Below are 13526 nucleotides of genomic sequence, written 5' to 3' on the forward strand. Positions count from 1 at the left end.
GTTTATTTCGCATGCCAAATTAGATACCTATCAAAGCTGATGAATTGAAATTCAAGCTGTGAAGAGGAATCTTCACAGCTTTTTTGTCTGTATTTATCTTTCAAGATAGTCCCTGAATGATAGCGATAATGTTTTTTTATCTATTGAAAACGATATGCAATCAGCGACTATTTATATCATTAAGTTTCCTGTAATGATAGGTATCTTTTCAAATTGAAAGGAAAGAGACTATGAATAATCAAACATTCACTAAAACACAATTTAATGAAATCAAACAACGACTTAGCAGTTATGCAATCAGCAGTTTTGGCAAAAAACGTATCGCTGAAATGCATCCTCATACAAAACTATCTGTAGTAGAAAAAAGACTGACAGAAACAACTGAAGCCAAAAATCTGCTTGATAGCAACCTTCATGTGCCTTTTATGGGACTACAAAGTATTGAACATATAACCAATCAATTAGAAAAAGGCTTCATCCTGGCTCCTCAAGAATTACTTGAGTATGCTGATTTTTTACGCAGCCTTCGCTTGATTCGACAATTTTTTGAAAAAAATCAAACAATCGCTCCTTTACTGAATCGCTACGGGCAGGGATTAAGTGATTTTTCTGAGATTGAAACAGAGATTTATCAAGTCGTTCGTAACGGAAGAATCATTGATGATGCTAGCCGTGAGTTGCGACGAGCGCGAAGAGATATCACAGAGACACAAGATAAGATCCAAGAATTATTGAAGAAATTCATTCGTCAAAATAAAGAAAAACTCCAAGAAGCGATTATAACAAAACGCAACGACATTTTCACAGTGCCGATCAAAGCAGCCTATAAAAAGCAGATTTCTGGAACGATTGTTGAGCTTTCGAGCAAAGGGACAACTGCTTATATTGAACCTAGCAATGTCAGTCGCTGGAACGAACAATTAACCTACCATAAAATGACAGAAGAAGCAGAAGTTTATCAGATCTTAGCCACACTTACTGGATTGTTGGCAGAAGCCTTCCCGCTGATCCAGCAAAATTTAGAAATCATTGCTGAATTTGATCAGATTTTTGCGCGGGGAAAATTCAGCCGTGAATTAAATGGGATTACGCCCCAAATAAATGCTGATGGCTATATTCGATTAGTGTCTGCCACACATCCTTTGATCGATAAGGCGGTACCGCTGGATTTGACCATCGGCGACACTTATCGTGGATTGACAATCACCGGCCCAAATGCCGGGGGAAAAACGGTTGTTTTAAAAACTGTCGGATTGCTGACGCTCATGACGATGATCGGTTTGCAGATTCCTGCTAAAGCAGGTACAGAAATTGCGATCTTTGATCAGATCTTTGTTGATATCGGTGACGCACAGAGTATTGAAAATGCATTGAGTACATTTTCTGGTCACTTAAAAAATATCTCTGAGATTCTGCGACAAACACGAAAAAATAGCCTGATCTTATTGGATGAATTAGGTAGCGGTACTGAACCAAATGAAGGAGCCGCTCTAGCAATCGCAATCATGGAAGAATTCTATCAGCAAGGGAGTATTTTAATTACGACGACTCATTATGGAGAGATTAAACGTTTTGCTGAACTGCATCCGGATTTTATTACTGCAGCTATGGAATTTGATGCACAACATTTAACGCCTAAATATCGCTTATTGATCGGTCAAACCGGTGAAAGCAATACTTTGTGGATTGCTAAGAAGATGGCTCTTTCGGATCAAATTATCGCAAAAGCACAAAACTATTTTACGAGTCGACAGTATCAGCTTGAAAAGAAACATTTCAAAACGAAGACGACAAAAAAACAAGCGCAATCCGCAAAGGAAATCACTTATCACAAAGGAGATAAAGTCTTTTTATTAGAACAACAGAAATCCGCATTGATTTATCAAGAGATTCCATTTTCAGATAATGTAACAGTATATCTGGAAAATCAATTTATCGAAGTCCCTAAGCGGCGAATTACTCTTGAGTTTCGTGCAGCAGAGCTTTATCCGGCAGATTATGAAGTTGAAAATCTATTTGAGGACTTTAAAGCAAGGAAAGAGCGACGTGATATTGATCGTGGTTCAAAAAAAGCACAACGTAAATTACGAAAAGAAGCGGCTCAAAGAAAATCAGAATAAAAAAACTCCAGCTAAGCTGGAGTTTTTTTATTCGTATTGTTGATAGGTTTTTGTCTTATATAAACCGACCGTGGATCGTTGATTGTTTTCACTGTAAAGACTTGAAGACTGTGTCCCTTTTTGGCGTTCGATTTCTTCCATCCGCGCTTTTTGATCATGATAATCAAATGAACTTGGGTCGATTGATTTTAAGCCGCTATCTTGGTAATATCTCAACAAATCTCCATTAGTGATTTTATCTGAAGTAATCAGCTGTTGATCTACGTCTTGATTCAATTCAACAAAGAATTTTTCTTGTTCAGGTGTCGGTTCATCAATTACTTGCTCTGTTTGATTGTCATACATTTTTCCACCATAGAAAGTGTATTCCGGTGTCACAAAATCACCGTCACGAAAAGCGACGACTTGCTTGTGTTCAGGTGAGAACAAATCTTGACCTAGTTGTAGATATTTTTTAGAATCAACTCCCAATAAATGAAGTAAAGTAGGGAGTGCGTCAACTTGTCCGCCATAAGTATGATTGATTCCGCCAGTCGTTGTTCCAGGGATATGGATCATAAACGGCACACGTTGCAACTGGGCATTATCATAATCTGTCCAATTAGAAGAATCTTTTCCTAATAAGGGAGCTAAATCTTTATTTCGCGTATTCGAAATGCCATAGTGGTCACCATACAATACAAAAATCGACTTCTCGTATAAACCACTTGCTTTCATATAATCAAAGAATTCTTTCAATGCAGTATCTAAATAATTTGCCGTCGCAAAATAACCATTAATTGTTTCATCTTTTGTATTCGCTAATGGAAAACCATCTTCATCATTTTTAAACTGAGAATAAGGGTAGTGGTTTGATACCGTAATAAATTTTGCGTAAAAAGGTTGTTGCAGATGCTCTAAATACTGGACAGACTGATTTAAGAAGGGTTTGTCATGCATTCCATATTGAAAGGAATTATCGTCATTAATATCGTAATAAGAAGAATCAAAGAAATAATCAAAACCTAAGTGTTTATAAGTTTTGTCACGATTCCAAAAAGATGCTGAATGCCCATGAAAGACTGCTGAAGTATAATCTGCCTTTTGTTTCAAGATATTAGGCGCAGCTTCAAAAGTATTTTTATCGCCCATTTGAGTAAATAGTGCACCTTGATTCAAACCAAATAGCGAGTTTTCCATCAATGTCTCAGCGTCAGAAGTTTTCCCAGCTTTTACTTGGTGGAAAAAATTATCAAAGCTATACGTGCTTTCTCCGTGATACAAACTATTTAAAAACGGAGTGACTGTATGAGGTACACCATTTTCATCAGGTAACTGATAATCGATTAGAAATTGCTGGAAACTCTCCAAATGAATGTAGACTACATTTTTTCCTTTGGCAATTCCATACATGGCATCATCAGGTTTTGCATAATGCTCTTTGACATAGCTTTTTACTTCTTTAAGATCATTAGGACTAGCTTCCGCACGAATCTGGTTGTTTTGATATGTCTGATAGCTATCGTAAAGTGTAAAAGCATTCACACCAAGATACTTTACTAAATATTCACGGGAAAACTGGCGACTCAATAAGCCAGAGCGATCAATCTCAGCAAAGAGAATATTTCCGCTGCCAATCAACAAAGCGATTGCAGACAAGGCAAAAGCTTGGCGAAAACGTGGATAGCTTTTATCGATTTTGATTTTTCTTTTAAAGAATAAAATAGGGAAGACGAATAAATCAAAAATATAAAAAATATCATACCAACGAAATAACCGAACAGCACTTTCGCCTAGACCTGTCGAAACCTGACCGGCACCAAGCAGCGTATTGATAGTAATAAAATCGGTAAATTCTCGATAATAAACAGCATTAGAAAAAAGCCAGATCGTCAATAATCCATAAATAATAAACAATGTTGCGTAGGCAGCTTTTTCTCGTTTGATAAACAATCCGATACTAAGCAGCAGCATGGAAACACTTAGTGGGTTAATCAGCAAAATAAATAATTGCATGAAGTTTTGGATCCCTAGATGAAAATCAACTAGATAAGCAAACATATTTTTCGACCAAAGCAAACCGATCAATAAGCTAAAAAATCCAATTCTAGTCTTAATAAAATCACTATATTTTTTTAAATGAAACATTCTCATGCTCCTTACAATTATTTTCATTTTCTTAAATAGTTTATCGTTTTTTTAGCACAAGGTCAAACTAAACCGAGAGAAATCCGTTGATATAACAGCATTTCATTCGATAATTCATTAGAATGTAAGTAATTCTTAACAAACCGATAGTTAAAATCAATTATCAAGTTACAACAACTTTACGTTGTAAGTAACGGATAAAGAATGACTAATGATTAAAGTAGCGACAATCATGCTAGAATAAGTCATTTCGATATCTTCAAAGTAAAATTTGTAATAAGTTAGTTCCATTAGTTAATAAATAGATAAAACATTGGCAAAGAACAATAAATTTTTATTTTAGTTTACATAATATACATTAACAAAAGTTAAATACTGGGAAATCAATCAATTTTCTATCAGATCAATTGGCAACTTGCGTTTATCTCTCTTACGTATCTTTCATTAAAAGATGCTTTATTTAGAGATATTTGCAATAAAAAAGCAATTTTTTTCTTAAAATAATGGTTAAATCAGATTTTATTCTAATTGCTTACTGGTCAATATAAATATTAGCCAAAATAATCTCCATCGTAAAATAATTTTTCTGTCTTTAGCGACGTCAACTAAAGTTTTGTTAACTAGCCAATTATCAGCTATTTAAGAGTAAAATTGATTGTTTAATGAACTTAATTGGTTAAAAAAATCATATATTTTGTATGCGATATTTTTAGTCCGTAAATTGATGCATTCCACAAACATTAGACCATAAAAATAATCACCTAAATTTATCATTTCATCCGGTGATTATTTTCTACTTTTTAATTTTTCGATTACTTGTGAAAAAAATATTTTTATTCTTGTCTCAGGTGTATTTATTGTCTCTGTTGTCTGCTTACGATTTTCTACCAGTTTGATTTCAGGATATTCAGCACGGAATACCTCTCTTTTAATCTCTTCTATACGTAATAGTTTTTTTAGTGCTTCTGGATCTTCTTGAAACAACTTATTTATTTTCTTATCGTGGATTTTTTCAGTTATCTTCTCATTTAACAGACTAATTATCGCTAAATTAATCAACAAAAGGATCAACAGAAAATTATCTGCTACTTGTGCACGACTTAGATAGCCATTTAAAAACAACCAAATAATATAGCAAAACAAAGCGATAGAACTAAAAACTTGATACACACGTAAAATTTTTTCATGTTCTGTTCGATCTGCAAACGTTGGTTTTGTATCATTAAACAATGTTAGATAGATTGTTCTTGCTTCTATAAACTCTGGACGTGTCTTGTCAGCTGTTTTATTTGCGTCGTGTTTAGTAAATCCTTGCTTTTTCATATAGTAGTTTATAATTTTTCTTTTTCGGATCATCTGAACCCCTCTTCACTTTCAAACCATGGAATGATTTAAAGATCCATTAAGTTAACTCATTAACTACAGAATATCTCCTTTTGGTCTCACCTATTTTATCATTAAGTTGCATGAAAAACTAAGAAATAGATGATTTTTTTTCTTAGCAAACAACTAAACATTAAAAAAGCCATCCAGTAAGAACAAATCACTGAACAGCTTACTTTTTAAATCTGTTTGATTGCTTCGGCGATCGGTGTTTCGCCCGATCCCATCAGGATGATCTTTTTGATAGTATTATCATGATCTAACAATTCAGCTAAAACGCTCGCGACATCCTCAATCGAATTTTCTGTTCCTCCAGTGATGTTCGTAGTGATCTTGCCGCTTCCGGGTCTTTCTATTAAACTTCCTGGTTGTAAAATCGTATAGTCTAATTGGGTTTGTTCTATCAGCCAATTATCTGAAAAGAATTTTGCAATATTGTAATCAGTCAATGATGGATGCCAGTTTTCTGGCTGCAAAGCAAACAGTGAACTTAAATGGATATAACGTTTGATCTTTTTTTGTTCTACGGCTTGCATCAATTTTACAGCACCAAATAAATCAGTCTGCAACAAATCTTTTCCACGTGAACCTGCAACAAAATATACTGCTTCAGCATCAGCTAATGTTTCGGCAATTTCTGATACAGAATGATGTAAATCTAGATGAACTGGCTGGACGAAGGCATTTTTCGTTAACTTCTCCTCCTGTCGTGCACCAGCGTAAATGGTATGACCTTGCTCGCTCAATTTTTTGGTCAATTCTTCTCCTACACGTCCGGTTGCCCCTGCTATAAATATTTTCATAAACCTTGTCCCCTTTCTTTCATGATTATGCTAACTCATTTTATTAGATGGAACAACTATTTCTACTTAAAATTGGATGAGTAATAAAACAACCAATTGGCTGTTTTATTTTTTAGTGTACATTTTATAATGAATGCAGTAAGGAGTTTATCTATGACAAAAACAGTACTCACGATTGCAGGTTCAGATACATTGGCTGGTGGCGGACTGCAATCAGATTTAAAAACATTTGAGAATCATCATTTATTTGGTCTAACGGCGATTACTTGTATCGCTGTTATAAAAGACCACCAATTCGAGATCAATGATCTTTCCCCAAGTCTATTACAAGACCAATTAATGTCTATCAAACAAGAAGTAACCCTATCAGGTATTAAACTTGGTCTGATTCATGATATTGCGTCACTTTTGATTGTAAAAAAATTTTTAGCTGATTTTATCGGCCCAATTGTGATAGATCCAGTAATGGCTTTTAAAGAATCTGATCAAATTTACAGCAAAGCTTATCGAAATGGATTAATTGAACTTTTTCCACTTGCTACAATTATTACACCCAACCTGAAAGAAGCGGAGTTATTAAGTCAGCAAGTAATCACCAATCTAGATCAGATGAAACAAGCGGCTCAGATAATGATTGACTTAGGAGCACCTGCTGTCGTCATCAAAGGCGGTGAACGTTTAGCCGGTGACCTGGCTTCTGATTTGTTTTATGATGGCAACACATACCAGATTTTTTCAAAACCAAAACTAGCTAAAACGACGATTAATGGAGCTGGATGTACTTTTGCTTCTGCGATTACTTCAAACTTAGTTTTAGGTAAAGATTTACCGACAGCTATCGCAAACAGCAAAGACTTTGTCTATCAAAGTATCCAACGCGGTATCATTTTAAACAGCGGCGAAGGCAATGTGTGGTACGGAAAAGATGTAGAAACGGAGGAAAAAACATGAAAACAAAAGACATGACAAAATTAGCTATGATGGTGGCACTGACTGTGACACTATCTATTATGTTCATTATCCCGATACCGGCAACTAAGGGCTTTGTAACGCTCTGTGAAGTTGGGATCTATGCTTCTGCATTACTTTTTGGTCCTACTGGCGGTTTCTTAGTCGGTGCGTTGAGTGGTGGCTTGATCGATTTGATTTCTGGTTATCCCGAGTGGGCAATTTTCTCTATTATAATCCACGGTGTTCAGGGATTTCTATTGGGCTATTTGTATAATAAATTTCCCAATCGAAAAGGACTATTTTTAGGATTCCCACTTGCTAGTCTGTTCATGATGATTGGTTATGCCTTAGCTACCGCACTACTTTATGGTTGGGCTGCGGGACTTGCTTCACTACCTGGTAATGCTGTTCAAAATATTTTTGGAATTGCTGTTACTTTACCGCTTTTCCAAGCATTGCAAAAAGTTTTACGTCATCCCCAATACAAATAGAAAGAAGTTTTAAAAATGGAAAAAGAGAAATTACAACAAGAATTAACAATTATCGTTAACGATGTATTAGCTGCAGCAAATTTAAAGGCTGGAGATGTTTTTGTTTTAGGTTGTACCACTAGCGAGATCGTCGGCGGGACAATTGGGAAAAATTCTAGTCAAGAAACTGGTCAATGGGTCATCGAGACGTTAAAGACAATTCTTGACCCTAAAGATATTTATTTAGCTGTTCAAGGTTGTGAACATATCAATCGTGCAGTTGTAGTTGAACGAACACTTGCCGAAAAGAAAAATTGGGAGATCGTTTCTGTCAAACCAGCATTACACGCTGGGGGTTCTTGCTCGGTTGCGGCTTTTGAACAATATTCTGATCCAGTTGAAGTGGAACACATCGTAGCCCAAGCTGGCATTGATATTGGTGATACGTCCATTGGAATGCACGTAAAACATGTTCAAGTGCCCGTGCGTCCTTCGATTAAGGAATTAGGCAGTGCTCACGTAACAGCTTTACGCAGTCGACCAAAATATATTGGTGGCCCACGCGCGACTTATTAATCGCTAAAAAAGATGTGCTCAGGAAAACTGAGCACATCTTTTTTAAATAAAACGAGCAATCAATCGTAATAACTGTTGTGGTAACGTCGTGATATCCGAGATATCGACAAAATTATTTTCTCCATACAATGTTCTCAATTGTTCTTTATCTTCTCCGATGGCACAAGCAATAAACAAAATTCCTTGTCGCTGGTAATCATTTAAAACAGTTTGAATATCTTTCTTTGCTTTTTCTCCAGTATAATCTGGCAAAGCTTTAGGTTGTCCGTCACTGATTGATAATAACACCTTAGTATCTGCGTTCTGTTGATTGAGTTTTTCTGCCAATAAACGTAAAGGGACCCCGTCGCGATTATTTTGACGCGGTTTCATTGTCGCAATTTTTGCTGCCATAAAATCATAGGAATCATCAAATTCTTTGTAAGAATAAATCGAAGTTTTCTCTCGTTGACTGAGATCCGCTGAATCACCGTACAGCATTAAGGGAATCTGTGTCTTTTCGGCAAAAAGACTCAAAGCTACCGCCGCTAATTTTGCCGTTGTCATTCGATCATCTCGTAACATCGAACCAGATTCATCGACTCTCACAGCTAATGCCAAAGATGGTTGATCATTTGGTGGATTTTTTTTGTCAAAATTTCGTAAATCCCCATAAGCAACATGGCTAGAATTAAAACGTGCACCATAATAGCTGCCGCTAGAAAAATCATTACTGATCTCCTTGTCTAACAAGTCATTAATTACTCGACTCAGACTTTCAACTTCAGGAAAAACTTTTTGTGTTAAAATCTGTCCTTGTTCTAAATCCGTTTCTGTAATTTTTGGACGATGCAAGATCGTTCCTTCCTTAGCGTGAATCGTCTCTTTTAATACTTCTCGAACTTCACGATTCAATGCTTTGCGTTTCTCTTTATCCATTTCAGCTAGTTCATCTAAGGACATAGCAGAGCCGATTTTGTCTTCTTCAGCAAGTGAAGCTGTCGTGCTTTTTGCTTCACTATCAGAAGTTTTCCTCTCTGTTGGTATATCTAGCGGTTCTTTGTTTTTTTCTTCTGCTGATGCGGATTCAATGGTTTCTGTTGCTACATTTTCCTTTTCTTGGTCCTCAGCAAGTGATTCATTTTTTAATGTAGCTGATTCAGCTTCTTCTACGATGTTTCTTCGGTCAGCTTCAGCTTGACTGATTTTCCGACCTTGTTGCAGCTTTTGTTGATTTTTAACTTGTTGAAGTTCTCTTAAAAAACCGCTTTGTTCTAACGCTGTTTGTAAGATTTGTAATTCTGTTTCATCAGTCGTCAATTTGTATAATACTTTAGGAAACATACTTTCTAAAGGATCTTGACCTTGTTTTAAGCTGTTGACCCAGAAAAAATATGAGCGCATGCCGGCAACACCTTTGATCGCATTTGCTTTTGCAGTCTCATCTAGTAATCGAATTATTTTGGCCATGATCTCTAAATAATCACGTGCCATGAAATCAGTTTTGGCGATTGCTCGTTCGATCATCACTTCGATAGATGGCAAATCCATCTTTTCCGCATGTTGTACGCGATCACGCAACGATTCATTTAGCGGCCGATTGCCTTGATAATTACGATTAGTAGTGATCACTACGACACAGTCTGAATGACGGCGAATAATACCAGTAGGAATGTTTAATAGACCATTGGGCTCTAATGCAGAGTTTAAAGCAACTAATACTGAGGCGTCACGAATGACTGTAGGTTCTTGAATCTCAAGTAAATACCCCTTCTGCATAGCGCGAACGATCTCAGAAGGATAAAATTTATAGTCTATATTGCTGGATTGCTCCCTTTGGTCAATCCGTTCAATTAATTTACTTAATCGTTCCTTCGCTTGATTTGCATCGATTTGAAAATGAGCTTCGATTAAACTTAAAACACTTTGTAATGAATCGGTCTGATAAATAGCTTCTAAAAGTTCTTGATCTTCATTCTCATCTGTGGTTACAACTGGTAATAATGCACCAAAGACATCTGTTTTATCCATATCAGCAAAACAAGTTACTTTTGTGTAAGGAAGGTGTAAATCAGCTGAAAGTGCACGTGCTAATTGTGTTTTCCCTGAACCGGCATCACCTTCTAACAGAATATTCATGATCTTCATCTCAGGATCTAGCCAATTGTTTTTGATCTCAGTAGCAATCCGTAATTCTTCTTGACTTGTTTTATGACTTGCTGGTTTCTGCCAAATCATTTGTTCTTCTACTTTAGTAAAACGCCGATCTTCTGTAACTACAAAAGATTTATCCATCTTCACTCACCTCGTACGTTGAAAATTTAATACCCTAATTCATCTAACAAACGTTTTAGGGTTCGATAACGTTGGGCGATCAAATCGCCATCTTTATTCATTGTATCATTGAATAAAATAATGTCCTCGTCAATTTTAGGATTTTCAGTATCAACTGTTACTTCCATCCGACCGCCTTGTAATCCAATAATCTCTACTTTTGGATCTTCTGGATTATAAAATTTTTCATAGCGGTAAGCATCTTGTAGATAAATACTTGATTGCGCCACTAAAATCGCTAAATCTAAAATTCGGGTGATAGGCAGTTCTTCTGACTGACGCGACCATTTTTCTCCTGTATGGCGCCAAACTTTCCCTGAGATGTCGACTCGACCACGATCATTCCATTGAGCTAAACCAAGCGTTAAGCCTTTGGCATCGCTATCCCACGCATTATGACCATCGATTTTATCGTAATCATCTACTAAAAAAACTGGTTTGTGTTTCAGATTTGTTGGTATTTTCATCAGTAACTTCCTCCCTGAACAATTCTTTTATCCGTTAGTCGTTTACTAATTTAGTAAACGACTAACGGACTAATGAAGAAAGGATACGCAATTCTTACAATTTTTGCAACTAACTTCTATCAACGACAAAAAAACTCACTAATTCTAGTGAGTTTTACTTTATTTTGCAACACCTAAAGCGATGGCTTTATCTCCTAAATGTGTTCCGATGACTGGACCAAATGTGCCGATGTCAATCGTTGCTTCAGGGTATTTTTGACTCAATTTTTCATACTCTTGCTGAGCCAACTCGGGATTGTTCCCATGGATGACAAAAATACGCAGATCTTGATCGTTTTTATGCCGTTCTTCAATGATTTCTTCCGTACGTTGTAAGGCCTTCTTCAGTGAACGAATTTTTTCAGCTAAAACAATCTTTCCTTCATCAAAAGTTAGAATCGGTTTGATTTTCAATAAACCACCGATAATCGCTGCACCATTAGTCAAGCGGCCGCCGCGAACAAGATTATCTAAATCATCGACAATAATGTAAGCATTTGTTGTATCGCGGATCAAATCAATCGCAAGCAAAATATCGTTTAATGATTTTCCTTCGTCGCTCATTTCAAGTGCTTTTTCCACCATATACCCCATTGGAACGCTGGTGATCTTTGAATCATAAGGAATGACTTGTAATCCGTCGATGTCTGCTTTAATTGCCGTTAAAGTCCGTACAAAGCCGGAGATTCCTTCAGATAGATGGATACTGATGACGGTATCGTAGCCTTGCTCTTTGATCGAGCGATATAAGTCATATACTTCACCAAGAACCGGTTGAGAGGTTTTTGGGAAATCTTTGCTGTTTTTCAACTTTTGATAAAATTCTTCATAACCGATATCGACTCCTTCTTCAAAAGGCTGATCATCAATAATAACCGGGATCGGAATAACAAATAAATCTTTATGATTGCGCGTGCGTTCATTCAGATAAGCGGTACTATCTGTCACGATCGCTAATTTCATACTCGCTTCCTCGTTTCAATCAAAATTTACAATAGTTATAATATAGCACACTCGTAGTTTCATGGGAATCAAAATTCTACTACTCCCCTAAAAATTCTTGCACTGCTTGCGCATTTTGATTGGTATCAACTGCTAATGCGCTACCTGCATTGGCGGTATCGATGTACGTCCATGAACCATCAACTGGCAAAGTCAACCGTTCGATTCCTCCAATAGCTTTAGCAAAGTTAAATAAATTTCCTAGTAGAAAGATAGTTGGCATATCTGTTGATAAATACCCCCAGATTTTTCCAGCAGCATAAGGTCCGCGTAATAATACAAGCGGATTTTTTAATTGGCCAAAAACTGTCTGCATCACTTGTTGTTGGCGACGAACACGACCAAAATCGCCTTCTTCATCCATTCGAAAACGCGCATAATTTAACAAAGTATGCCCGTTCATTCGTTGTGGCCCTTTTGTTATCGGTTCATCAATATAGGCACTCATATCCTTTTCTGCATCGATCTGTACACCACGAGGAAAAAGTGTATCTACTCCTTTTTCGAAGGTTTGAAAATCGACCATTGCATAGTAACGACAATCGATTCCAAAATTAGTTTTTAACGTTTGACGAACAAGATCTGCGCCACCATAGGCATAGGCTGCATTTAATTTATTCTGTCCAACACCAGGGATATCGACGTACATGTCACGCATGAAAGAAATCAATTTAGGTTTTCCATGTCCGTCAACTTGCAATACCATCATAGAATCCGACCGGCCGCTAATATTGTCACGAGTATCGCTTCCTAAGAGTAAAATATTTTTAGTGCCATTTTCTGATGCCACACCATTGAACTCTTGTTTTTCCATTTTAGCCATGGAAGAATCATGTTTGGCAACAAAATTTCCAATACCAAACGCAACTATGGAGTAACCGAAGAGTAAAATCAATACTAGAAATAACGTTTTTCGCCAACTGCGCTTTTTTTTCGGTTTTTGTTCATAAGGATTTTTTGCTGATCGTTTAAATGGATTCTTTATAGGGATACGATTGAATCGAAAGCGTTTCTTTTTCGGTTCTTGATAAGGATCCTCATAATAATGTTCATTTTGTGGTTTTTGATATATTCTTTGTTTTTCGTAACTAGTCTCGTCAAAATAAGGTCTCTCGTCCTCTTTTGGTTTTTTCTTTGCTTCACGTCGAAAGGCAGAAGATTTCTTATCTTCTTTTTGACTTTCCTCGTGGATTTTTTTATATTTGTCCATTCGACTCATAGCGCACCTCTTCATCTCTTTGCTATCACTAATAAAATAGCAAATCATTTGACCTT

11 protein-coding genes are annotated in these 13526 nt (G+C 36.4%); 4 read left to right on the plus strand and 7 right to left on the minus strand.

The window, feature by feature from the left end:
• Positions 1-230 precede the first annotated feature (230 nt).
• Positions 231-2120: an endonuclease MutS2 gene (locus tag P7D84_RS04485; protein ID WP_311805235.1), complete on the plus strand. Its 1890-nt coding sequence runs from the start codon at positions 231-233 to the stop codon at positions 2118-2120.
• 27 nt (positions 2121-2147) lie between these two features.
• Here P7D84_RS04485 and P7D84_RS04490 read toward each other — a convergent pair whose 3' ends face one another.
• From P7D84_RS04490 to P7D84_RS04500, 3 genes are all read right to left on the minus strand, one after another.
• Complete coding sequence (locus P7D84_RS04490; RefSeq protein ID WP_311805237.1) at positions 2148-4247, minus strand: LTA synthase family protein; 2100 nt, start codon at positions 4245-4247, stop codon at positions 2148-2150.
• A gap of 786 nt (positions 4248-5033) precedes the next feature.
• Complete coding sequence (locus P7D84_RS04495; RefSeq protein WP_311805239.1) at positions 5034-5603, minus strand: hypothetical protein; 570 nt, start codon at positions 5601-5603, stop codon at positions 5034-5036.
• Between the two features lie 206 nt (positions 5604-5809).
• Positions 5810-6433: an SDR family oxidoreductase gene (locus P7D84_RS04500; protein ID WP_311805241.1), complete on the minus strand. Its 624-nt coding sequence runs from the start codon at positions 6431-6433 to the stop codon at positions 5810-5812.
• Between the two features lie 153 nt (positions 6434-6586).
• Here P7D84_RS04500 and P7D84_RS04505 point away from each other — a divergent pair, with 153 nt between their 5' ends.
• The 3 genes from P7D84_RS04505 to P7D84_RS04515 are packed head-to-tail and all read left to right on the plus strand — an operon-like array spanning position 6587 to position 8430.
• Positions 6587-7384 (plus strand): bifunctional hydroxymethylpyrimidine kinase/phosphomethylpyrimidine kinase, encoded by a 798-nt coding sequence (locus P7D84_RS04505; RefSeq protein WP_311805243.1) that lies wholly within the window; start codon positions 6587-6589, stop codon positions 7382-7384.
• Positions 7381-7875 (plus strand): ECF transporter S component, encoded by a 495-nt coding sequence (locus P7D84_RS04510; RefSeq protein ID WP_137603098.1) that lies wholly within the window; start codon positions 7381-7383, stop codon positions 7873-7875. The genes P7D84_RS04505 and P7D84_RS04510 overlap by 4 nt, the downstream gene beginning before the upstream one ends.
• Positions 7876-7890: 15 nt before the next feature.
• Complete coding sequence (locus P7D84_RS04515; protein WP_311805245.1) at positions 7891-8430, plus strand: TIGR01440 family protein; 540 nt, start codon at positions 7891-7893, stop codon at positions 8428-8430.
• A gap of 42 nt (positions 8431-8472) precedes the next feature.
• On the opposite strand, the gene P7D84_RS04520 is transcribed toward P7D84_RS04515, so the two are convergent.
• The 4 genes from P7D84_RS04520 to P7D84_RS04535 all read right to left on the minus strand — a co-directional run bounded on the left by P7D84_RS04520 (position 8473) and on the right by P7D84_RS04535 (position 13470).
• The gene (locus P7D84_RS04520) at positions 8473-10704 is read right to left on the minus strand and encodes an AAA family ATPase (protein WP_311805247.1); all 2232 of its coding nucleotides are present in this window, start codon (positions 10702-10704) and stop codon (positions 8473-8475) included.
• A 26-nt stretch (positions 10705-10730) separates the two neighbouring features.
• Complete coding sequence (locus tag P7D84_RS04525; RefSeq protein ID WP_311805249.1) at positions 10731-11210, minus strand: DUF6530 family protein; 480 nt, start codon at positions 11208-11210, stop codon at positions 10731-10733.
• Between the two features lie 159 nt (positions 11211-11369).
• Positions 11370-12212 carry a fatty acid kinase binding subunit FakB gene (locus tag P7D84_RS04530; RefSeq protein ID WP_311805251.1) on the minus strand — a complete coding sequence of 281 codons (843 nt, stop codon included), beginning with the start codon at positions 12210-12212 and terminating at the stop codon, positions 11370-11372.
• 79 nt (positions 12213-12291) lie between these two features.
• The gene (locus tag P7D84_RS04535; protein WP_311805252.1) at positions 12292-13470 is read right to left on the minus strand and encodes an LCP family protein; all 1179 of its coding nucleotides are present in this window, start codon (positions 13468-13470) and stop codon (positions 12292-12294) included.
• Between the last annotated feature and the right edge of the window lie 56 nt (positions 13471-13526).

It is taken from the genome of Enterococcus dongliensis (assembly GCF_031927985.1).
GTDB classification, from domain to species: Bacteria; Bacillota; Bacilli; order Lactobacillales; family Enterococcaceae; genus Enterococcus_A; species Enterococcus_A dongliensis.